The 20,438-nt window shown below is 68.9% G+C and carries 21 protein-coding genes; 11 read left to right on the top strand and 10 right to left on the bottom strand.

What is annotated here, in order from left to right; genetic code table 11:
- From FV227_RS07425 to FV227_RS07445, 5 genes are all read left to right on the top strand, one after another.
- A partial coding sequence (locus FV227_RS07425; protein WP_147858675.1) for an adenylate/guanylate cyclase domain-containing protein occupies positions 1-1,096 on the top strand: 1,096 nt, incomplete at its 5' end.
- Positions 1,097-1,292: 196 nt separating this feature from the next.
- A complete protein-coding gene (locus FV227_RS07430; RefSeq protein WP_056250451.1) occupies positions 1,293-2,516 on the top strand; it encodes a molybdopterin-dependent oxidoreductase in 1,224 nt (407 codons plus the stop codon).
- Positions 2,517-2,527: 11 nt separating this feature from the next.
- Entirely contained in the window at positions 2,528-2,866 is a 339-nt protein-coding gene (locus FV227_RS07435) for a cytochrome c (RefSeq protein WP_056250458.1), read from the top strand.
- 186 nt (positions 2,867-3,052) lie between these two features.
- The gene (locus FV227_RS07440; RefSeq protein ID WP_056250460.1) at positions 3,053-4,036 is read left to right on the top strand and encodes a beta-propeller fold lactonase family protein; all 984 of its coding nucleotides are present in this window, start codon (positions 3,053-3,055) and stop codon (positions 4,034-4,036) included.
- 78 nt (positions 4,037-4,114) lie between these two features.
- The gene (locus FV227_RS07445; protein ID WP_056250462.1) at positions 4,115-5,200 is read left to right on the top strand and encodes a molybdopterin-dependent oxidoreductase; all 1,086 of its coding nucleotides are present in this window, start codon (positions 4,115-4,117) and stop codon (positions 5,198-5,200) included.
- Positions 5,201-5,203: 3 nt separating this feature from the next.
- Here FV227_RS07445 and FV227_RS07450 read toward each other — a convergent pair whose 3' ends face one another.
- The 5 genes from FV227_RS07450 to FV227_RS07470 are packed head-to-tail and all read right to left on the bottom strand — an operon-like array spanning position 5,204 to position 8,201.
- A complete protein-coding gene (locus tag FV227_RS07450) occupies positions 5,204-5,575 on the bottom strand; it encodes a DUF202 domain-containing protein (protein WP_056250466.1) in 372 nt (123 codons plus the stop codon).
- Complete coding sequence (locus FV227_RS07455) at positions 5,572-6,462, bottom strand: LysR family transcriptional regulator (RefSeq protein WP_056250469.1); 891 nt, start codon at positions 6,460-6,462, stop codon at positions 5,572-5,574. Before FV227_RS07455 ends, FV227_RS07450 begins: the two co-directional genes overlap by 4 nt.
- The gene (locus tag FV227_RS07460) at positions 6,459-7,268 is read right to left on the bottom strand and encodes an anti-sigma factor (protein ID WP_056250472.1); all 810 of its coding nucleotides are present in this window, start codon (positions 7,266-7,268) and stop codon (positions 6,459-6,461) included. The genes FV227_RS07455 and FV227_RS07460 overlap by 4 nt, the downstream gene beginning before the upstream one ends.
- Complete coding sequence (locus tag FV227_RS07465; protein WP_056250474.1) at positions 7,265-7,774, bottom strand: sigma-70 family RNA polymerase sigma factor; 510 nt, start codon at positions 7,772-7,774, stop codon at positions 7,265-7,267. Before FV227_RS07465 ends, FV227_RS07460 begins: the two co-directional genes overlap by 4 nt.
- Before the next feature lie 43 nt (positions 7,775-7,817).
- Complete coding sequence (locus FV227_RS07470) at positions 7,818-8,201, bottom strand: hypothetical protein (RefSeq protein ID WP_056250476.1); 384 nt, start codon at positions 8,199-8,201, stop codon at positions 7,818-7,820.
- A 181-nt stretch (positions 8,202-8,382) separates the two neighbouring features.
- On the opposite strand from FV227_RS07470, the gene FV227_RS07475 reads away from it, so the two are divergent.
- Entirely contained in the window at positions 8,383-8,838 is a 456-nt protein-coding gene (locus tag FV227_RS07475; protein ID WP_056250477.1) for a DUF305 domain-containing protein, read from the top strand.
- A complete protein-coding gene (locus FV227_RS07480) occupies positions 8,835-10,271 on the top strand; it encodes a YncE family protein (protein ID WP_056250480.1) in 1,437 nt (478 codons plus the stop codon). Before FV227_RS07475 ends, FV227_RS07480 begins: the two co-directional genes overlap by 4 nt.
- Positions 10,272-10,531: 260 nt before the next feature.
- On the opposite strand, the gene FV227_RS07485 is transcribed toward FV227_RS07480, so the two are convergent.
- The gene (locus FV227_RS07485) at positions 10,532-11,863 is read right to left on the bottom strand and encodes an MFS transporter (RefSeq protein WP_056250482.1); all 1,332 of its coding nucleotides are present in this window, start codon (positions 11,861-11,863) and stop codon (positions 10,532-10,534) included.
- Entirely contained in the window at positions 11,863-12,135 is a 273-nt protein-coding gene (locus FV227_RS07490; RefSeq protein WP_056250484.1) for a metal-sensing transcriptional repressor, read from the bottom strand. Before FV227_RS07490 ends, FV227_RS07485 begins: the two co-directional genes overlap by 1 nt.
- A 129-nt stretch (positions 12,136-12,264) precedes the next feature.
- Between FV227_RS07490 and FV227_RS07495 the strand changes: the two genes are divergently transcribed.
- The 3 genes from FV227_RS07495 to FV227_RS07505 all read left to right on the top strand — a co-directional run bounded on the left by FV227_RS07495 (position 12,265) and on the right by FV227_RS07505 (position 17,165).
- Complete coding sequence (locus FV227_RS07495; protein WP_147858676.1) at positions 12,265-12,555, top strand: hypothetical protein; 291 nt, start codon at positions 12,265-12,267, stop codon at positions 12,553-12,555.
- 92 nt (positions 12,556-12,647) lie between these two features.
- Entirely contained in the window at positions 12,648-13,877 is a 1,230-nt protein-coding gene (locus FV227_RS07500) for an efflux RND transporter periplasmic adaptor subunit (RefSeq protein WP_056250490.1), read from the top strand.
- Between the two features lie 3 nt (positions 13,878-13,880).
- Positions 13,881-17,165 carry a CusA/CzcA family heavy metal efflux RND transporter gene (locus tag FV227_RS07505; RefSeq protein WP_147858677.1) on the top strand — a complete coding sequence of 1,095 codons (3,285 nt, stop codon included), beginning with the start codon at positions 13,881-13,883 and terminating at the stop codon, positions 17,163-17,165.
- 273 nt (positions 17,166-17,438) lie between these two features.
- Here the strand turns inward: FV227_RS07505 and FV227_RS07510 are convergent, their stop codons facing one another.
- The 3 genes from FV227_RS07510 to FV227_RS07520 all read right to left on the bottom strand — a co-directional run bounded on the left by FV227_RS07510 (position 17,439) and on the right by FV227_RS07520 (position 19,652).
- Entirely contained in the window at positions 17,439-17,837 is a 399-nt protein-coding gene (locus FV227_RS07510; protein WP_056254941.1) for a cupin domain-containing protein, read from the bottom strand.
- 33 nt (positions 17,838-17,870) lie between these two features.
- The gene (locus FV227_RS07515) at positions 17,871-18,617 is read right to left on the bottom strand and encodes a glucose 1-dehydrogenase (protein ID WP_056254944.1); all 747 of its coding nucleotides are present in this window, start codon (positions 18,615-18,617) and stop codon (positions 17,871-17,873) included.
- A 120-nt stretch (positions 18,618-18,737) separates the two neighbouring features.
- Positions 18,738-19,652, bottom strand: coding sequence for a LysR family transcriptional regulator (locus FV227_RS07520; protein WP_056254946.1), 915 nt, complete (start codon positions 19,650-19,652; stop codon positions 18,738-18,740).
- 255 nt (positions 19,653-19,907) lie between these two features.
- On the opposite strand from FV227_RS07520, the gene FV227_RS07525 reads away from it, so the two are divergent.
- The gene (locus FV227_RS07525; protein WP_082477552.1) at positions 19,908-20,279 is read left to right on the top strand and encodes a response regulator; all 372 of its coding nucleotides are present in this window, start codon (positions 19,908-19,910) and stop codon (positions 20,277-20,279) included.
- The last annotated feature ends 159 nt before the right edge of the window (positions 20,280-20,438 follow it).

A 20,438-nucleotide genomic window follows, 5' to 3' on the forward strand; every position in this document is an offset into this window, starting at 1 on the left:
CGGGTTCAGTGCGTGCCTCTTGGGGCTTGGCTTGCCACTGGCCCGCGCCACCACCCACGCGCCGACCCTGCATCCGTCGTTCCGCTGGGTAATGCGCGTCTGGCATCCAGGAGCGTCGAGCCTAGCCCTGCGTCGCCGCCACGGCATCGAGAGTACGCCGACCTTCCACGGCAACACCGTCGAGCGCGTAGTCGAGACCCGTACCCCATTCCGATGCCGTCTCGACGGGGATGGGCCGCTGCCGTTTCCTGTGCTCGGCGAGCTTCGCACCGAGGGTCTAACCGACTACCTCATCGTGCCGCTGCGCGCCGCGCGTGGACGCATGGGCGCCGCCTCCTGGGCCACGGCGAGACCGGGCGGCTTCACGCCGATCGAGATCGACACGTTGCTGGCGCTGGTCGAGCCGTTCTCGCTGCTGTTCGAGATCAAGGCGCTCGACGACATGCTAGGCGCGGTGCTGAGTGCCTATGTCGGACGCGACCCGGCGCGGCAAATCCTGGCCGGCACGGTGCGGCGCGGCGACGTACGCTTGATGCGGGCCGCGATGATGCTGACCGACCTGCGCGGGTTCGGCGAACTGTCCGACCGGCAAAGCTCCGACCGTGTCGTGGCCGCCCTCAACCGGATGTTCGATGCCATCGTGCCGGCCGTCGAGGCGGAAGGCGGCGAGGTGCTGAAGTACATCGGCGACGGGCTACTGGCCGTGTTCGATGCCGATCGCGACGAGGCCGAGGCGCGCAGTGCCGCCTTGCGTTCCGCCGAGGCCGCGCTTGATGCGCTTGCGACCCTGCGCGACGGTGACAGGGCTGCCTTCGAGGTCGGCGTCGCACTTCATGTCGGGGAGGTCGCCTACGGCAATATCGGCGGCGGCGACCGGGTCGATTTCACGGCGATCGGCCGCGATCTCAACGTGCTCGCCCGCGTCGAGCGCCTGTGCAAGACCTACGACACGCCGCTGATCGCCACCGACACCTTCATCGACGGGTTGGCACATGCCCTTGAACCGCTTGGCACCGTCGCCCTGCGCGGTTTTTCCGAGCGTCACGCCCTGTTCGGGTGTCGCAGGACCGCGCCCGTCGGCGCGCCGGCGGCGTGACGCCGAGACGGCGTCCTTGATCGTCCCATCGGAGATCGAAACTTCTCAAATCATCGCGTTTGGAGATCATTCGTATCGCGAAAGACCGTTGGTGGGAATAAATCGCATCCCGTAGCATCTCCCTGGTCGCGAGGAATCGCCACGGGCCCGGTGCCCTCGAACGCATCGACGCCGACATCCTTCAAGGGGAGAGACCATGCACGGACTGGACAGACCGATGAACCGCCGCCTCGTCCTGGGTGGCCTAGGGCTCGGCAGCCTCGGCGCCGCCATACCGGCCTGGGCGGGCGGCTCGGTGAAGCTTCCGCTGCCCGGCGGCCCGGACGAGCGGGCGCTGACCACGGCCTTTCCGGGCAAGGCCGAGATGATCCTCCAGCGCACTCATCCGCCGCTACTGGAGACGCCGTTCTCGGTGTTCGACGAGGGCGTGTTCACCCCCAACGATCGCTTCTACGTCCGCTGGCACTGGGCCTCGATCCCGACCGAAGTCGATGCCGGCACCTTCCGGCTCAAGGTCCACGGCCATGTCGAGAAGGAGCTCTCGCTCTCGCTCGACGCCATCGCCGGCCTGCCGCGCTTCGAGATCGCCGCGGTGAACCAGTGCTCGGGCAATTCGCGTGGGCTGTTCGAGCCGCGGGTGCCCGGCGCGCAATGGGCCAACGGCTCGATGGGCAACGCCCGCTGGACCGGGGTGCGCCTCAAGGACGTGCTCGAAAAGGCCGGGGTGAAGTCCGGCGCCGTGCAGGTGCGCTTCAGCGGCCTCGACGAGCCCGTGGTCGACGACGCGCCGGACTTCAAGAAGTCCCTCGATCTCGACCACGCCAACAATGGTGAGGTGATGATCGCCTACGCGATGAACGGCGAGCAACTTCCGCTGCTCAACGGTTTCCCGCTCCGCCTCGTGGTGCCGGGCTGGTACTCGACCTACTGGGTCAAGATGCTGTCCGACATCGAGGTGCTGGACAAGCCCGACGACCAATATTGGATGAAGACCGCTTACCGCATACCGGACGTGCCGGGCGCTAACATCAAGCCCGGTCAGACCGGCTTCAAGACGGTGCCGATCAACAGGATGGTGCCGCGCTCGTTCGTAACCAACCTGCAGGACGGCGCCAAGGTGGCGGCCGGAACGCCGGTGGCGTTGCGCGGCATCGCCTTCGGCGGCGATTGCGGGGTGAAGGCGGTCGAGTTCTCCGGCGACGGCGGGGCGACGTGGTTCCCGGCGCAGCTCGGCGCGGACGAGGGCCCCTACAGCTTCCGCCGCTTCGAGGGCAGCCTGCCGGCGCTGGCCTCCGGCACCCACACGGTCCGGGTCCGCTGCACCAACACCAACGGCGTCGCGCAGCCCATGGACCGGGTCTGGAACGGCGCCGGCTTCATGCAGAACGGCATCGAGGCCGTGTCATTCCAGGCCGCTTGAGGAGAACAGCCATGAACCCGATCCGCCCTGCGGCCCTCATCGCCGCCCTCATACTGTCTCCCATGGTGGCGCTCGCCGCTTCGGCTCCCGAGCCGATGCGCTTCACCTCGCAATCGATCGAATTCCCGACTTCCGACCGGATCTTCCCGGACGGGCCGGGGGCCGAGGCGGTCAACAACAACTGCCTCGCCTGCCACTCGGCCGGGATGGTGCTGACCCAGCCCAAGCTCACGAAGGCGCAGTGGACCGAGACCGTGAACAAGATGGTTCACGTCTACAAGGCGCCCGTCGATCCGGCCGACGTGCAGACCATCGTCGATTACCTCACGGCGTTGAAGCCGACGCCCTGAATCCCCGAATCCAGAGGCCACCGCGTTTTTTTCGCCGGCCTCGGGGAATAGACCGCACCTTCCGGCATCTCCTCAGGGCGATGCACGGCCGGCCCGGCCTTGCACCACGGATTTCCGATTTCGAACCAGCCCTCGCGGCCGGCCTTTGGCCGCCGAACGAGTGCGCATGCCCGAGAGACCCGCTTCATGACCCATATCCGCACCAGCCTCCGCACCCTCCTCGCCGGAGCCGCCTTGCTCCTCGCCCAGGGCCAGCCCGGGTTCGCCGCCGGCTTCGACGGCGCGATCAAGAACAACGCCCTGGCGCTGAACGCCGCCGGGACCGTCGCCGCTGTGTCGAACAGCGAGGAGAGCGCCGTCGTCGTCTACGACGTCGCCAAGGGCACCGTGCTGCGCCGCCTCGACGGCTTCGTCACGCCGCGCAACATCGTGTTCGCACCGGACGGCGCCCGCTTCTACATCTCCGACAGCGGCACCGGCCGGATCACGGTCTACGAGACCGCCACCGGCAAGGAGGCCGGCGTTCTCGCCGCGGGCCCCGGCGCGTTCGGCACGGTGCTCTCGGCCGACGGGACCAAGCTCTACGTCAACAACGAGGCCGCGAGCACGCTGACCGTGTTCGACACCAAGACCATGCTCGCCGAGGCCGTGATCCCCGGCTTCGCGCAGCCGCGCCAGGGCGTGAAGCTGTCGCCGGACGGCAAGACCGTGTTCGTGACGAACTTCCTCGGCGACAAGATTACGTTGGTCGATACCGCCACCAACAAGATCACCGGCGAGATCGCCGGGTTCGACAAGCTGCGCGCCATCTCGATCACCAAGGACGGTAAGACGCTGTTTGCCGCCAATAGCGGCCGTAACACCATCGGCGTGGTCGATGTCGCCGCCCGTAAAGTCACCTCCGAGGTGGCAGTGGGCAAGGACCCCTACGGCGCCGCGCTGACCCCGGACGGGCGCTTCGTCTATTCGGGCAACCTCAAGGACAACTCGCTCTCGGTGATCGACACCGGCACCCTCAAGGTCGTCGCCACGGTGACCGGCCTGAACGAGCCGCGCCAGGCGATCGCGTTCTCGGCCGACAACGCCCACGCCTACGTCCTCAACCGCGACCTCAGCGTCGCCGTGGTGGACCGGGCGAAGAACGTAGTCGTCTCGACGATGAAGCCGTGAAGCGACGCGCGTCGGGGGCCTTATCGCCCCCGGCGCGTTCTCGTCGTCGACACGTCACGAACGCAGGACAAAAACCCCATGCTCGGCCTGTTCCAGCGCAAGGACCGCCTCATCGTGCACGGCGAGGCGCCCTACAATGCCGAGCCGCCGCTCGATCGCCTGCGGGCGGCCTTCCTCACCGACCAGGCCGACTTCTACGTCCGCAGCCACGGCAACATCCCGGACCTCGACGCCGACGGCTACCGCCTGACTGTCGACGGGATGGTCGCGACGCCCCTCGAATTGTCCGTCGCCGATCTGAAGGCACGCTTCGCGCACGTCACCGTCACGGCGGTGATGCAATGCGCCGGCAACCGCCGGGCCGACATGCTGGCTGTGGCCCCGGTCTCCGGCGACCCGTGGGCGCCCGGCGCCATCGGCAACGCGGAATGGACCGGGGTGCGGCTCGCCGACGTCCTGCACGCCGCCGGGATCGATGCGTGCGGTACGCGCCACGTCGCCTTCGAGAGCCACGACCGGATCGCCCGTACGGACACGCGCTTCGGCGCCTCGATCCTACTCGCCAAGGCACTGGCCCCCGAGACGCTGCTCGCCTTCTCGATGAACGGCGAGCCTCTCGCCCCCGAGCACGGCCATCCCCTACGAGTGGTCGTTCCAGGATTTGCCGGCATCCGCAGCCCGAAATGGCTCGCCCGCATCACGGTGCAGGACCACCCCTCCGACAATCCGATGCAGGCCGACGACTACAAGCTATTCCCGCCCGACGTGACGGCCGAGACCGCCGACCCGGCCCACGGCATCACCATCGAGGCGATGCCGCTCAACAGCGCGATCTGCGAGCCCGCCCGCGGCGCAGCGTTGAAGGCCGGCCGGCACGCGATCCGCGGCTACGCCATCGCCAGCGACCGCGCGGTCGCCCGCGTAGACGTCTCGACGGATGGCGGTCGCAGCTGGGCACAGGCCCGGATCGACCGCGATGCCGACGCGCCCTACGCCTGGACGTTCTGGGAGATCGACCGCGAGCTGACCGCGGGCGAGCACGAACTCGCGGTGCGGGCCTGGGACTCCGCCGGCCAGACCCAGCCGGCGGCGCCCGACGACACCTGGAACTACAAGGGCTACCTCAGCGCCGCCTGGCACCGGGTACGGGTCACGGTGGCCTAACAGTCACGCCCAGAGCAGGGCGGTGGCCGCAAGGCCCGAGATCGCGATCAGCAAGGCCGCGATCCCGACGGTGAGGATGCGCGGCATCATCGGGATCTCGGCATCGGCGAGACGCGCCCGGATCGCCCGGTCCCGCCATGCGGCGCCGGCGAACGAGGCAAGCGCGCAGGCGATCAACGTGAGCGACAGCACCTTTAGCGGCCAGACCGCCAGCACCTCCCGCAGGAAGCGCTGCGCGGCCAGGCCGACGCCGAGGAAGGCGAGCCCGGTGCGAAGCCACGCCACGAACGTACGCTCGGCTGCCAGAACCGTCCGGTCCTCGGCGAGCCTCACCCGGGGATCGTCGGGGTGCACGGGTTTCGCAGGATCGCTCATCCGGCATCCGCCGTCGCGATCAGGTCGAGCAACGCGTCGGCGGCCCGGCTGCGGTAGCGCTCCTTGTGGCGCAGCACCCGGAACGGCCGGCTCGGCAGGGCGAACGCCGCCCGCACCAGGGTTCCGGCCCGAAGCGCTGCGGCGACCACGGTCTCGGACAGGACGGCGGCCCCGCCCCCGGCCTCGACGGCGGCGCGCACCGCCTCGTTAGAGGGCAGTTCGAGCGTGACCCGAAGCTGGGCGGCTGCGAGGCCGGCCGCACCCAGGGCCGTCTCGAAGGCCGAGCGGGTTCCCGATCCCGCCTCGCGCAGCACCCAGTCGGCCCCGGCGAGATTTTCGGGTTCGAGGGCGGTCGCCCCGGCGAAGGCATGGCCAGGGGCGACCACGAGGACCAGTTGGTCCTGCGCGATGGTGGTGCTCGCAAGCGTCGGGTCGTCGAGCGCCCCCTCGACGAAGCCGAGTTCGGCCTGCCCGGCGCGCACTGCGTCGGCGGCGTCGGTGGTGTTGCCCACCGCCAACCGGATAGCGATCTCAGGGTAGGCCCGGCGGAAGGCGACGAGGTGGCGAGGCAGCCAGTCGCTGGCGATGGTCTGGCTGGCGTAGAGCGCCAGCGTCCCGCGCCGCAGGCCGCTGAGGTCGGCGAGCACCAGTTCGGCCGCGTCGGCGCGGGCAAGCACGGCGCGGGCCTCGACGAGGAACACGCGCCCCGCCTCGGTCAACTCGATCCCGCGGCCGACCCGGTGAAACAGCTTCGTCGCGTGCCGCCCCTCGATGTTGGCGATCGCCGTGCTGACCGCCGACTGGACGAGGTTCAGCGCTTCGGCAGCCCGCGTCACGTGCTGCCGCTCGGCCACCGCCACGAAGATGCGGAGCTGGTCGAGGGTCACGGCTGCCGACGATCCGGCGCGAGGCCACGCACCTGCGCATCGACCGCCTGCGCGACAGTGAGCAGCCGGGCCTCATCAGTTCGACCGGTGACGACGTAGGACATGCCGCCATCGACCCAGGAGAAGGCGGCGACATCGCCCTCGCGACCGAAGCGGAAGAGCGTTCGCCCATCGCCGTCTCCGACACGGCTGTAGAGCGACAGGCGGGTTCCGCGGTCGTCGTCGTACATTAGCATCGCTGCGGATTCGGCGCCGGCCGGCAGCAGCCGCCCGCCCATCAGGCGAAACCCTTGGGCCGCGAGATCGGGGGCCGCGACCGCGTGACCGAGGCGCTTCGAGAGCCACGTCACGAGGTGGAGCTTCTCGTCGGCGCGCACCTCCACCGGATGCACCACCTCGACCACGAAGGTGCGAAAGGCCGCGACCGCGTCCTGCGTCGCCGGTGCCTCCGCCACCATCGCCGTCGCGGGTCCGCCGCGCAGGGCATGGCCGACCCAGCCGCCGGCACCGCCGAGCGCAAGGCAGAGCACGGCTGCAGCTGCCATGGGGAACCAGCCCCCGCCGACGAACCGACGTCGCGGGCGAATGTTGGCCACCCGGAGCCGCGCCGGGATCGCCTCCTCGGCGATCGGCGCGAGGCGGGCACGCATGCGCTCGCGCAGGGCGCGATCCGCCGAGACCTCGGCCGCACGCGCGGGGTTTCCTTTGAGCCATGCCTCGACCAGCGCCTGCCGCTCCGGTTCGAGGCGGCCGTCGATCAGGCCGTGCAGGTCGTCCTCGCCGACCGGGCGTGGATCCCCGCTCATTTCACCCTCCTCAAGAGGCCGGTCCGGCCAGTTTCCAGAAAACTTCGCATCCGTGTCCGCGCCCGGCTTAAGCGCGACATCACCGTGCCGAGCGGTACCCCGAGCACCTGGGCCGCCTCGGCATAAGACAGATCCTCCACCGCGACGAGCAGCAGCACCGAGCGCTGTTCCTCGGGCAGGGTGTCGAGCCCGGCGAGTACGTCGTGGCCTCCCAACGCGGCTTCCGGGTCGATACCCGGATCGGGCACCTGCTCCAGTGCTTCCGCGCCGACATCGACGCCGCGCCGGCCCCGGCGCCGGACGGCGCCGAGGAACAGATTGCGCTCGATCGTGAACAGCCACGCCCGCAAGTCGCCGTCGCGGCGACGCCCGGACCAGGCGGACAATGCCCGCTCCAGCGTGTCCTGAACGAGGTCGTCGGCCGCCTCGCGGTCCCGCAACAGCGCGACGGCGTAGCGCCGCAACGCCGGGATCTGCGGTTCGATGAGGGCGGCGATCTCGTCCAACGACGTTTCCCGGTCAGAGGGGGCCGATCAAGGCATTCACCGATCAAGGCTTGGCGATGTGCCACGCGCCGTTGAGGAAGCCGTCGCCGGTGATGTCGCCGGGCTTGGTGTCCTTGGCAAAGGTGTAGAGCGGCTTGCCCTTGTAGGCCCACTGCATCGTGCCGTCGTCCCGCGTCACCATCGTCCAGTCGCCGCTGGCGGCCGAGCCGGAGGCGGCCATCAGGGCCGGCCAGTTGGTGGCGCAGGGGCCGTTGCACATCGACTTGCCGCCCATGTCCTTGTCGAAGGTGTAGAGGGTCATGCTCTTGGCATCGACGAGCGCCGGCCCCTTGGCGGTCTCGGCCGTCATGGCAGGCGCGGCAGCCTGGGCGGCCAAGGCGGAGAAGGCGACAGCCGCGAAGGCGGCGCGGATCAGCAGAGTGCGCATGGGTGAGGTCTCCCGCGGTCGAGCATGACCGCATCGGGAGGGATGCCGAAGAGGCGCCTCTATTCCACGCGTCTTCTCGACGACAGATCACGAAGGCGTGAACGGGCTCTCAGCCAAATCCGCGGAATAAAGCCGCGCCCCAGGCATCCTTCCCATCGACACCGGATCAAAAGGAAGCCGCATGCGCGGAGCACTGGGATTTGCCGTGACGGCGGCGCTGATGGCGAGCGGCCTCGTCGGCGGCCGGATGATGATGCGCCCGACCTTGGCCGCGACCGAGCCAGCGGCAGCTCCGTCCGCGTCCTTCGACGCGATGATGGCGCAGTCGATGGCGCAGATGCATGCCGACATGATGGTCCCGCCCTCGGGCGACCCCGACCGCGACTTCGCCGCGATGATGATCCCGCACCACGAAGGCGCGATCGCGATGGCGAAGGCAGAGCTGCTCCACGGCAAGGATCCGGTCCTGCGCCGCCTCGCGCAGGGGATCGTCGTCGAGCAGGGCCAGGAGATCGATGTGATGCGCCGCGCGCTCGCCGATCGCCCCGCGATGCCGGGTCGGTCCGCCGGCGCCCCTCCCGTTCACCACCATGGCGCGGCACCTGCCGCCGAGATGCCTTCGGAGCACCGCCGATGAAGACCGCCCTGACCGTTCTCGCCCTTGTGCTGCTCTCCGGCTCGGCCTTCGCCGGGCAGGCTCCGGGCCCCGCCTCGGCGCCCGACGTGCCCATCAGCAGCAAAGACCGGTTCTACACCTCCGATCAGTTCTCCAACACGGTCTCGGTAATCGATCCCGCCGCCAACACCCTGCTCGGGGTGATCCGGCTCGGCGACCCGACGCCGATGAATCTGAGCCCGCTCTATCGCGGGCAGCTTCTGGTCCACGGCATGGGCTTCTCGCCGGACCACAGGACCCTTCTCGCGGTCTCGATCGGTTCGAACTCCGTAAGCTTCATCGACACGGCGACCAACGCGGTCCGCCACACCGCCTATGTCGGCCGCTCGCCGCACGAAGCCTTCTTCACGCCGGACGGTCGAGAGGTCTGGGTGAGCGTGCGCGGCGAAGACTATATCGCCGTGCTCGATGCCGCGACCGCCAAGGAGACCCGCCGGATCACCGTACCGAACGGGCCGGGCATGACGATCTTCTCGCCGGACGGCACCTACGGTTACGTCTGCTCCAGCTTCAGCCCCGAGACCGTCGTCATCGACACCAAGACCCACGCCATCGTCGGCCGCGTGAAGCAGGAGAGCCCGTTCTGCCCCGACATCGCCGCCACGCCGGACGGCAAGCAGGTGTGGTTCACCCTCAAGGATGTCGGCCGGACCCAGGTGTTTTCGGCGCGTCCGCCATTCGCGCCGCTGAAGACGATCGAGACCGGGCCGATCACCAACCACGTCAACATCGTCTCGACCAAGGCCGGCCAGTTCGCCTACGTGACGATTGGCGGCCTGAACCAGGTCAAGGTGTTCCGCACCGACGATTTCTTCCAGCTCGCAACGATCCCGACCGGCGCCCTGCCGCACGGGCTCTGGCCCTCGGGCGACGGCAGCCGCGTCTATGTCGGCCTGGAGAACGCTGACAAGGCCGCGGTGATCGACACCGCGTCGAACACGGTGATCGCCGAGGTGCCGATCGGGCAGGGTCCGCAGGGCGTCGCCTACGTCCCGAACGCCGTGCCGGAGGGCGACGGAATGCAAAACCTCCAGCCGCTGGGGGCCGCAGGCCAGACCAGTGCGCTGACGCTCGCGGGCGGCGACGGCAAGCCGGCGACGCAGGTCACCCTGTTCGACCAGGGCGTGCTGCAGACGCTGCAGGCCGCGATCACGGGACTGGCGCCGAAGATGCCGTTCGTGCTGGCGCTGTCCGCAGATCCGAAGGGCGCGACCGGCCTGGAGCCACTCGCCGCCTTCACCACCAACCCGGCCGGCGCGGCCATCGTCAACGCGATCGGCCCGATCCGGCAAGTCACCCGCAAGGACGCCGGCCCGAGCCGCCGTTACCTCGTGGTCGCGGCGGGCAAGCCCGGCAAACTCGGCGGCGTCGAGCAGGTGCAGATCACGGATTAATCGAGCGGTGTCGCCAGTCCGGAAGGCGAACATCTCAAACAATGCCTCCGTGACGCGAGCCCAGCCTCGATGTCTGCTTTCGAGAACAGCGTCAGCCCGCTTCTATGGCGTAGTTGGGTCGGATGCGGAAGGTCCGCTTCAGGGCGAAGGGTCAGGGTCTGCTCCCCACCCATAGCGGGTCCTCGGAAGGTCTGCTTTCGGGATGACTATAAGCTAGGGACCTGCAACTGGAACGGGTGGGAAGCAGCAGGCTGCCCGGCTCACCCCGGCCCCCCTGCCGGCCAGCGATGGTGCAGGTCGTCGATGACGAAGGCGTGAGCGTGCCGATGGCCACCGGCATCGAGATGCGGATGGTCGGGCCTGAGGTCGCCGTGGACGTGCTCGACCACATCAGGGTCGGAGGCGGGCCAGAGTAGGGCCGCCGCCGCGATGGCTGCCAAGGTCAGGCCCCCCAGGACCGCCAGCGTCGTCGGCATGCCGACCTTGGCGCCGAGCCAGCCCGCGAGCGGGTAGGTCACCAGCCACGCCACATGGGAGAGCGCGAACTGTGCCGCGAACACGCCCGGCCTATCGCCTGGCGAGGCCGAGCGCCGGAGAAGGCGTCCGGTCGGGGTCTGGGCTGCCGAGTAGCCGATGCCAAGCACGAGCCAGGTCGCCAGCAGCATCGGCCAGCCGATGACCCCGCCCCAGGTCGTGGCCGCGAAGGCGAGGAGAACGATCCCGAGCAGGCCCGCCGCCGGGATCATAACCGTCCGGTCCGGCAGGCGGTCGAGCATCCGCGGCAGCAGGAGGGCGGCCAGCATCGACCCGCCGCCGAAGAGGCCGAGCGCGATCGCGACGTCGTTCTGGGAGCGATGCAGGATGGCCTGGACGATCACCACCGTGTTGACGATCACCATCGAGCCGGCCGCCGAGACGGCGAGGTTCAACGCGAGCAGCCCGCGTAGGCGCGGCGTGGCGAGGTAGATGCGCAGCCCCCGCGTGGTGCGCTCGTAGATCCCGGCGCGGCGTTCGGGCAGCTTCGGCGACGGCAGCGACACCGAGACCACGAAGGCGGCCGAGCAGAGGAACCCGACAACGGTCCCCCCGAATAGCCAGTGGAAGTCGATGGCGGTCAGCAGCAGGGCGGCCAGGGTGGGGCTGAGGAGGTTCTCCAGGTCGTAGGCGAGGCGCGAGAGCGAGAGCGCCCGCGTGTAGTCGCGCTCCTCCGGCAGGATGTCGGGGATGGTCGCCTGGAAGGTCGGGGTGAAGGCCGCCGAGCACGATTGCAGCACGAAGACGAGCGCGTAGACCTGCCAGACCTGGTCGACGAAGGGCAGGATCAGCGCGACGCCGGCGCGGACGAGGTCGGTCGCCACTAGGAAGGCGCGACGCGGCAGTTGCCCCGTGAAGGCGTTAGCGATGGGCGCCACGAGCACGTAGGCCGCCATCTTGATGGCGAGCGCGGTGCCCAGCACGGCGCCGGCCTCCGCCCCCGCCAGCCGGTAGGCGAGGAGGCCGAGGGCGACGGTGAGCAGGCCGGTGCCGACCAGGGCGATCACCTGCGCGGCGAAGAGGTGCCTGTAGGTCCGGTTCGCGAGGACGGCCAGCATCAGAGATACTTCGCCAGCGCCTTGAACTCGGCCAGCGCGACCTTGGCCGACTTGCCGCCGTCCGCGACACCCTCGCCGATGCAGTTCTCCATGTGGTCCTCGATGAGGACCCGCTTGGCGTTGGCGATGGCGCTCTCCACCGCGTGGAGCTGCTGGGCGAGGTCCACGCACGAGCGGCCCTCCTCGATCATGGCGATGACGCCGGCGAGATGCCCGTGGGCGCGCTTCAGGCGCTTGACGATGTCGGGGTGGGAGGCGTGCGCATGTTCCATGTTGACATCCTATCCCCCCGGGTAGGATAGGGGAAGGGTATCGGGCGCATCGGGGTGGTCTCGGGCCGAACGGGAGTTGGGTGGTCGGTGTCCTTCGGGCGGCGTCTCATAGCGGCAGCCGCCGCGTTCATGCTGGCGCTCGTCGCGGTCATGCCCGTTTTCGTGGAGGCCCGACACGCGGCGTCGGTGACGCTCCAGGCGCAGGACATCGGCTCCGGCGCGACACACGACCATGGCTCGGACGAGGGGGCCCCCGGCGATCTCGCGTACCATGCCCAGGCCCACGCGCAGGGGGTGATGCCCACGACCGAGGGAGCATCCACGGTGCGGGCGAATGCGGCCATGGCCTTCTCCGTCTCCGACGAGCGCGAGCGGTCCCCCGGACGGCCGCCCGGGTTGTTCAAGCCCCCGAGGGCCTGAGGCGGACCACGATCGCAGTCCCCCCAGTTTCTCGAACTCCGGCGCCGCGCCGCCCTGCCCGAACGGCATGGCCGCCCGCCCATGGCAACGACATGCTCAGACGTCTTCCCCTCGTGCTGCTGGCCGTAGCCGGCGGCTTCCTCGTCGCGACTTGGTGGCCGGCGGCCCCGGACGCGGTCCGCGCGCTCGTGGCGCGGGCCCGGCCCGCCGCCACGGTCCCGTCCCGTGAGCCTACGCCGGCGGCGGCTCCCGAGCCGGAGCACTCCGGCTTGATCCGCTTGACGGACGCACAGATCGCCAAGGCCGGCATCCGCACGGATGACGCCGGCGAGGGCCGCCTCGCGCGTCACCTCCATGTCCCGGGCACCATCGTCCCGAGCGCCGACAACACTGCCCGGATCGCGGTGAAGACGACCGGCACCGTCGTAGAGTTGCGCAAGGGTCTGGGCGACCGGGTCGCCAAGGGCGAGGTCGTGGCGCTCATCGAGAGCCGCGAGATCGCCGAGACCAAGGGCGAGTACCTTGCCGCGCGCCTCTCGGCCGCCCTGCAGAAGACCCTCTACGAGCGCGACAAGGAGCTCTGGGACCGGCGGATCTCGTCGGAGCAGCAGTACCTGCGCTCACAGGCGAGCTACCAGGATCTAAAGGTCAAGGAGGACGCCGCCCGGCGCAAGCTGAGCTTCCTCGGCCTGGGGCCGGCCGAGATCGACGCCCTGCCGACGAAGCCCCAGGCGCAGTTCGAGCGCCAGGAGATCCGCTCGCCCATCGCGGGCAGGATCGTGGAGCGGCGGGTCGACCTCGGCGCGGCGGTCGGGCGCGACAATCTGGAGACCGAGCTCTACAGCGTCGTCGACCTCTCGAAGATCTGGATAGACCTCGCCGTTTCCCCAGGCGACCTTCCCCTGGTGCACGAGGGGCAGGAGGTGACGTTCCGGACCGAGGCGACCGGCGCGGAGGCACGCGGGCGCATCGTCTTCATAGGGCCCGTGCTCGACCAGAACACCCGCGCCGCCCGCGTCGTGGCCGAACTCGCGAACCCGCAGGAGACCTGGCGGCCCGGCTCCTTCGTCTCCGCCGAGATCGTCATCTCGGACAAGCCGGTGCGCGTCCTCCTCCCGACCGCCGCGATCCAGACCCTGGAGGGCAAGCCCAACGTGTTCGTGCGGGTGGTGGATGGCTTCGAGGCCCGCCCGGTAACCCTCGGCCGGTCTGACGACGAGAGCGTGGAGGTGACGGCGGGCCTGGAACCCGGGGAGGCGGTCGCGGTGGCCAACAGCTTCACCCTCAAGGCCGAGCTCGGCAAGTCCGCGGCGGAGGACTGAGCCATGATCCGCCCGATCCTCGCCTTCTCAATTACCAACCGCTACGCGGTCATCCTGGTAACCCTCATCGCCACCGCGCTCGGTGCCTGGGCACTGGCGCGTCTACCCATCGACGCCGTGCCCGACGTCACCAACAACCAGGTCCAGATCAACGCCGTCGCACCGGCGCTGACGCCGGTCGAGATCGAGAAGCAGGTCACGGTGCTGGTTGAGCGGGCGCTCGCCGGTACGCCGGGGCTGGAGAGCATGCGCTCGTTCTCGCGCAACGGCTTCGCCCAGCTCACTGCGGTGTTCAGCGACAAGATCGACGTCTACTTCGCCCGCCAGCAGGTGAACGAGCGCCTGGTCGAGGTGCGCGGCACCCTGCCGCCTGGCGTCGAGGTCAGGCTCGGGCCGATCTCCACCGGGCTCGGCGAGATCTACTGGTGGTCGGTCGAGTACCAGCCCCCTGGCGAGGGGACTCCGGTCAGAGACGGCAGGCCCGGCTGGCAGGGCGACGGCAGCTACCTGACGCCTGAGGGCGAGCGGCTGACGAGCGACTTCGAGCGCACGGTCTACCTACGCACGGTCCAGGACTGGATCATCCGACCGCAGATGAAGAGTGTCCCCGGCGTGGCCGGGGCCGACGCCATCGGCGGCTACGTCAAGGAGTATCAGGTCCAGCCCGACCCGATGAAGCTCGTCGGCTACGGCCTGTCGTTCGCCGACCTGGCGCGGGCCATCGAGGTTAACAACGCGACCCGCGGCGCCAACTACATCGAGCGCAACGGCGAGGGCTACGTCGTTCGGGCCGGGGGCCTGCTGGAGAACGTCGACCAGATCCGCGAGATCGTGGTGGCGACCCGGGCCGGGGTGCCGATCCTGGTCAGCGACGTCGCACAGGTCGGGATCGGCCGCGAGCTCCGCACCGGCTCGGCCAGCGAGAACGGGCGCGAAGTGGTGCTGGGCACCGCCCTGATGCTCATCGGCGAGAACAGCCGAACGGTCTCGGCCGCGGCCGACGCCAAGATCCGGGAGATCAACAAGCTCCTGCCGCCCGGCATCAAGGCGAAGACCCTCCTCAGCCGGACCGACCTCGTCGACGCCACCATCAAGACTGTGGCCAGGAACCTCGCCGAGGGCGCGCTCCTCGTCGTGGCGGTCCTGTTCCTGGCTCTCGGCAATATCCGGGCGGCCCTCATCACGGCGCTGGTCATCCCGGTCGCCATGATGGTCACGGCCACCGGCATGCTGGCGGGCCGCATCAGCGCCAACCTGATGAGCCTGGGCGCCCTCGACTTCGGCCTCATCGTCGACGGTGCGGTCATCATCGCCGAGAACAGCCTGCGGCACCTCGCCGAGCGCCAGCACGAACTCGGTCGCAGGCTGTCGCTGGAGGAGCGGCTCACCACGGTCCGGCTCTCGGCCGAGGAGATGATCAAGCCGTCCGTCTACGGGCAGGCCATCATCATCCTGGTGTACGTGCCGCTCCTCACCTTCGCCGGGGTCGAGGGCAAGACCTTCACGCCGATGGCCCTGACGGTGCTGATCGCCCTGGTGGCGGCCTTCGTGCTGTCCCTGACCCTCGTGCCTGCGATGATCGCGACCTTCGTGTCGGGCCGGGTCAGCGAGAGCGAGAACGCGCTCATCCGCGGGTTGAAGGCGGTCTACCGGCCCGTCCTCCTCGGCGCGATCCGCGCCCCGCTGGCGTTCGTGGCGGGCGCGGTCGTCCTGCTCGGGATCGCGGGCGTGCTCGCGACGCGGCTGGGGCAGGAGTTCACGCCGACGCTGGACGAGAAGAACATCGTCATGGAGGCGCGCCGCATCCCGTCGACCTCGATCACGCAGTCGCAGACCATGCAGCTCGGCGTCGAGGACGCCATGAGCAAGTTTCCCGAGGTGGCGTTCGTGTACTCGCGCTGCGGCACGCCCGACATCGCCGCCGACCCGATGCCGCCCAACGCCTGCGACGCCTACCTCATCCTGAAGCCGCAGGCCGAGTGGCCGGACCCGACCGAGATGAAGGTGTCCCTGATCGGCCGAATGGAGGCCGAAGCCAAGCTTATCCCGGGAACCCTGCTCGGCTTCTCCCAGCCAATCCAGATGCGCTTCAACGAGCTCATCGCCGGCGTGCGCGACGACCTCGCCGTGAAGGTGTTCGGCGAGGAGTTCGGCCCGATGGTCGAGGGCGCCCGTAAGATCGCCGGCATCCTACGCAGCCTGGACGGGGCCGCCGACGTCAAGGTCGAGGAGGCGGTGGGCCTGCCGTTCCTGGAGCTCAGGATCGACCGGCGCGAGATCGCCCGGAGGGGCCTGAGCCTCGCCGACGTGCAGGACGTCATCGGCACCGCCATCGGCGGCAAGGATGCCGGCCTGATGTACGAGGGCGACCGACGCTTCGCCATCGTGGTGAGGCTCGCCGATACGGTCCGGAACGACGTCGAGGCGTTGAAGAACCTGCCGGTGCCACTCCCGGCCGCCCAGGCCGCCCCGGCCAGGGCTGGCACCGGCGTGCCGGCCGCGCCGGCGCTGGCGGGCGGGATGAGCGTGCCCCTACGGCAGCTCGCCAGCTTCGCCTTCACGGAAGGACCCAACCAGGTCAGCCGCGAGGACGGGCGCCGACGGGTGGTGGTGACGGCCAACGTTCGCGGCCGCGACATCGGCTCGCTCGTGGCGGAGGCGCAGGCACGCATTGCCGCCGAGGTGAAGCTGCCGGCCGGCTACGAGGTGCGCTGGGGCGGCCAGTTCGAGAACCTGACGGCGGCCCGACAACGCCTGATGGTCGTGGTGCCCGCCTGCTTCGCCCTGATCTTCATCCTGCTGCTCGGGGCCCTCGGCTCCCCCCGGGACGCTGCGATCGTCTTCAGCGCGGTGCCGATGGCGTTGACCGGCGGCGTCGCCGCCTTGTGGCTGCGGGACATGCCGTTCTCGGTCTCGGCCGCGGTTGGGTTCATCGCCCTGTCCGGGGTCGCGGTCCTCAATGGGCTCGTGCTCCTGAACCACATCCGGCAGCTGGTCTCGGAAGGCATTGATGTCGTGCGAGCCGTCCGCGAGGGCGCCCTCACGCGCCTGCGGCCGGTGGTGATGACGGCCCTCGTCGCGGCGCTCGGCTTCGTGCCGATGGCCCTTGCGACGGGAACGGGCGCGGAGGTGCAGCGACCGCTGGCAACGGTCGTCATCGGCGGCCTCATCAGCGCGACGCTCCTGACCCTGGTGGTGCTGCCCGCCCTCTATGCACGGTTCGGGCGCGCGGTGCCCGTCGCTCGACCTGCTGGGATGGCTTCGGCACCACTGGCAGCGGTTCGATAGGAAGGGTGCCGCCGCCGACTGCCACTACGAAGAGGCCAACGTCCGTATGTCCACTTCCGAGCCCGGACTGAACCGACTGCTACGACGAGGTTGGATCTAAGCCGGAACGTCTGCTTCAGGGCGGATAGCCGGGGTCCGCTCTCCACCCTTCGCAGAACCTCGGAAAGTCCGTTTCGCGGCAGCTTGGTGATGATGACCTACGTCCGTATCGGGTAGAATTCTGCCAGTCCGCTCTCGGCTTCGTTGTGTTAGAGCGGACCGGGGTGGCGAAGTTCAGGACCCGGCATACTGGTCTTCGGTGACCTGCTCCATCCAGGTCACGGCCTTGCCATCCAACCGTTCCTGGATCGCGACATGCGTCATCGCCGAGGTCGCCGTGGCCCCATGCCAATGTTTCTCATTCGGCTCGAACCAGACCACGTCGCCCGGCGCGATCTCTTTGACCGGGCCGCCCTCGCGCTGAACCCACCCACGCCCGAACGTGACGATCAGCGTCTGGCCGAATGGATGCGTATGCCACGCCGTCCGCGCGCCGGGCTCGAACGTTACGCTCGCCATCGCGACGCGGGCAGGGTCGGGAGCGCTGTGGAGCGGATCAATCCGAACTGTGCCGGTGAACCATTCGGACGGGCCCTGGCCTGAGGGCTGGCTTCCGCTGCGCTTGATGTCCATGCGATCTTTCCTTCATCGTCTCGGAAACGCCTCTTAGAGCGACCAGCCGCCATCGACAGAGATCGACGCGCCGGTCACGAAGGCCCCAAGGTCCGAACACATCCACAGGACGGCCTCTGCGATCTCCTCGGGCTTGCCCAGCCGTCCGACCGGCTCAAGGTCGATCGCCTTCTGGATGTCGCCGCCCGTGAAGCGGTCCATCATCGGTGTCTCGATATTCCCAGGCAAAACTGCGTTCACCCGGATCTTCGCCTTCGCGTAGTCGAGGGCGGCCGATTTGGTCAGGCCGATCAAGGCGTGCTTCGAGGCGGCATAGCTCGCACCTCCCGCGACACCCCTGATTCCAGCGCCGGACGATGTGTTGACCACCACGCCGCCGCCCTGCCGAAGCATCTGTGCGATCTCGTACTTCATGCACACGAACGTGCCACGCAGGTTGATGTCGAGGATCTGGTCCCATTCGTCGAGGGCGATCTCGTGGACGGGAGCGGCCTTGTTCTCGACGCCGGCGTTGTTGAAAGCACAGTCGAGGCGGCTGAACCGCTCAACGGTGCGAGCCACCGCAGCCTCGACGTCCGCTGGCACCGACACGTCGCATCGAATTGCAATCACCTCGCCGCCATCCGCTTCGATCTCAGCGCGGAGCTGTTCGAGTGCAGCCTCCGTGCGATCCGTGATGGCGACCCGAGCGCCCTCCCTTGCGAACGCAATGGCGGCGGCGCGGCCGATGCCGCTGGCCGCACCCGTGATGAAGGCGACCTTCCCTGTAAAACGGCGCATGTCTCAATTTCTCCGATGACCTCGATGAGGTGCCTGACGTAGCCATCGCGTGAGCCGCCGATCAGGCGTCTGTCCCTCAACGGAACGATGAGCCGCGTTCATCGTCGGACGTCGCGGCGGCTACAATCCGAGGGGCTTCGCCGCGCGGATCAGGTCGATGAGGAGCCGCAATCCGGTCGGCAGTTGGCGACGTCCGGGATAGTAGAGGTGGAAGCCCGGTCCCATCGGTGCCCAATCCGCCAGCACGACGCGAAGCTCGCCCCGTGCGACCACGGGTTCGACGCACGGCTTAGGAAGATAGGCGAGCCCGCCGCCCGCCACCGCAAGGGAGAGGGCGAACCACGTGTTGTCGATGGTCACCGCACCGGGAACGTCGAGGGCGATCTGCTCGTCCGCTCTCTCGAATTCCCATCGATAGAGGCTGTCGTCGCCGAGGCGAATGCGTAGGCATCGGTGAGCTGCAAGGTCACGTGGATGATCAGGCGTTCCGTGACGATCCAGATAGGTCGGCGCTCCAACCACCACCCAGCGCAGATCGGCCGACAAACGCTGCGCCACCATATCCAGAGGCACAGTCCCGCCGTAGCGGATGCCCGCATCGGCTCTAGCTTCCACGACGTCGAGCAGATCGTTGGACACCCGGATGTCGATCTCGACCTGCGGGTGGCGCTCGTGGAAGGAAGGCAACACGGGGGCGAGCAACAACGTGCTCGCATGTTCGAGCACGTTGAGGCGGATGCGCCCGGTGACCTTCGTCGGATCCCGGTGCTGGTTGAGCACGTCGAGCGCGGAGCCGATCGCCGCGAACGGCGCATCCAGCGAGGCGAGCAGATCTTCACCGGCTGCGGTGAGCGTGACGCTGCGACTGGTGCGGTTGACGAGGCGCACACCGAGGCGCGCCTCCATCGCCTTGAGTGCGTGGCTGAGCGCGGAGGCGCTGACACCAAGCTCCAGACCGGCTCGCCGGAAACTGCGGTGGCGCGCGATGGCGAGGAAGGTCCCGAGGTCGGCCAGCTCGGTTCGATTGATCCGCATTGGGGCAGTGGAGTGCCTGCCAACGGGAAAGCAATCCGTATCTGGTCATGACCGCGTTGGACCGGAGGCGGAACGTCCGCTTCAGGGCGAAGGGTCAGTGTCCGCTCCCCACCCCAAGCTGACCTCGCGAATGGGTACCAAGCGTCAGGTTTCGACCACTAGGGGCCCGCATCCACGGGACCTACGGAAACGTCGCCAGGCCGGCCTTTGGTATCCATGCCCCTGCCTGACACCGCCGATGCCCCCCATGTCCTCGTGGTCGACGACGACGCCCTCATCTTGATGGATGTGTCCGACATCCTGGAGGATGCCGGTTTCGTGGTTCTTGAGGCGATGAACGTCGCCCAGGCGATGCGGGTGCTCGACGAGCACCACGGCAAGGTGCAGCTGCTGTTCACGGACGTGCAGATGCCCGGCCCGGACAACGGCTTCGACCTGGCGCGGCGGACGGCCGTGACGTGGCCCCACATCGCCATCGTGGTCGCCTCCGGCAATGTGCGACCTGAACCCGGGGACCTGCCCGATGGGGCGACGTTCATCGGGAAGCCGTTCAGCCCCTCCTTGGTCCGGCACCACGTGCGCGAGACGATGCCGCCGGAGAAGCACCCCGGGCCCCTTCGGAGGTAAGCCCGGGATCGGTTGGCCGGAGCCCCATGCCTCCTCCCGGCTCTCCTCGATCATCGACCGGATGCGAGCGACCCTCGATGTCGGGTTAGGCGAGGTCTTCGAGAATGTCGGAGACCAACCTGCCTACCTTCGGCTCGTCTTCGACCACCAGCATGGTCT

This window comes from Methylobacterium sp. WL119 (assembly GCF_008039875.1).
GTDB lineage: Bacteria > Pseudomonadota > Alphaproteobacteria > Rhizobiales > Beijerinckiaceae > Methylobacterium.

Bases quoted from the DNA above. Each gene is read 5' to 3' on its own strand.
- FV227_RS07430 (WP_056250451.1), top strand. From the start codon at position 1,293: ATGCACGGACTGGACAGACCGATGAACCGCCGCCTCGTCCTGGGTGGC.
- FV227_RS07435 (WP_056250458.1), top strand. From the start codon at position 2,528: ATGAACCCGATCCGCCCTGCGGCCCTCATCGCCGCCCTCATACTGTCT.
- FV227_RS07440 (WP_056250460.1), top strand. From the start codon at position 3,053: ATGACCCATATCCGCACCAGCCTCCGCACCCTCCTCGCCGGAGCCGCC.
- FV227_RS07445 (WP_056250462.1), top strand. From the start codon at position 4,115: ATGCTCGGCCTGTTCCAGCGCAAGGACCGCCTCATCGTGCACGGCGAG.
- FV227_RS07450 (WP_056250466.1), bottom strand. From the start codon at position 5,575: ATGAGCGATCCTGCGAAACCCGTGCACCCCGACGATCCCCGGGTGAGG.
- FV227_RS07460 (WP_056250472.1), bottom strand. From the start codon at position 7,268: ATGAGCGGGGATCCACGCCCGGTCGGCGAGGACGACCTGCACGGCCTG.
- FV227_RS07470 (WP_056250476.1), bottom strand. From the start codon at position 8,201: ATGCGCACTCTGCTGATCCGCGCCGCCTTCGCGGCTGTCGCCTTCTCC.
- FV227_RS07475 (WP_056250477.1), top strand. From the start codon at position 8,383: ATGCGCGGAGCACTGGGATTTGCCGTGACGGCGGCGCTGATGGCGAGC.
- FV227_RS07480 (WP_056250480.1), top strand. From the start codon at position 8,835: ATGAAGACCGCCCTGACCGTTCTCGCCCTTGTGCTGCTCTCCGGCTCG.
- FV227_RS07485 (WP_056250482.1), bottom strand. From the start codon at position 11,863: ATGCTGGCCGTCCTCGCGAACCGGACCTACAGGCACCTCTTCGCCGCG.
- FV227_RS07490 (WP_056250484.1), bottom strand. From the start codon at position 12,135: ATGGAACATGCGCACGCCTCCCACCCCGACATCGTCAAGCGCCTGAAG.
- FV227_RS07495 (WP_147858676.1), top strand. From the start codon at position 12,265: ATGCTGGCGCTCGTCGCGGTCATGCCCGTTTTCGTGGAGGCCCGACAC.
- FV227_RS07500 (WP_056250490.1), top strand. From the start codon at position 12,648: ATGCTCAGACGTCTTCCCCTCGTGCTGCTGGCCGTAGCCGGCGGCTTC.
- FV227_RS07505 (WP_147858677.1), top strand. From the start codon at position 13,881: ATGATCCGCCCGATCCTCGCCTTCTCAATTACCAACCGCTACGCGGTC.
- FV227_RS07510 (WP_056254941.1), bottom strand. From the start codon at position 17,837: ATGGACATCAAGCGCAGCGGAAGCCAGCCCTCAGGCCAGGGCCCGTCC.
- FV227_RS07515 (WP_056254944.1), bottom strand. From the start codon at position 18,617: ATGCGCCGTTTTACAGGGAAGGTCGCCTTCATCACGGGTGCGGCCAGC.
- FV227_RS07520 (WP_056254946.1), bottom strand. From the start codon at position 19,652: ATGCGGATCAATCGAACCGAGCTGGCCGACCTCGGGACCTTCCTCGCC.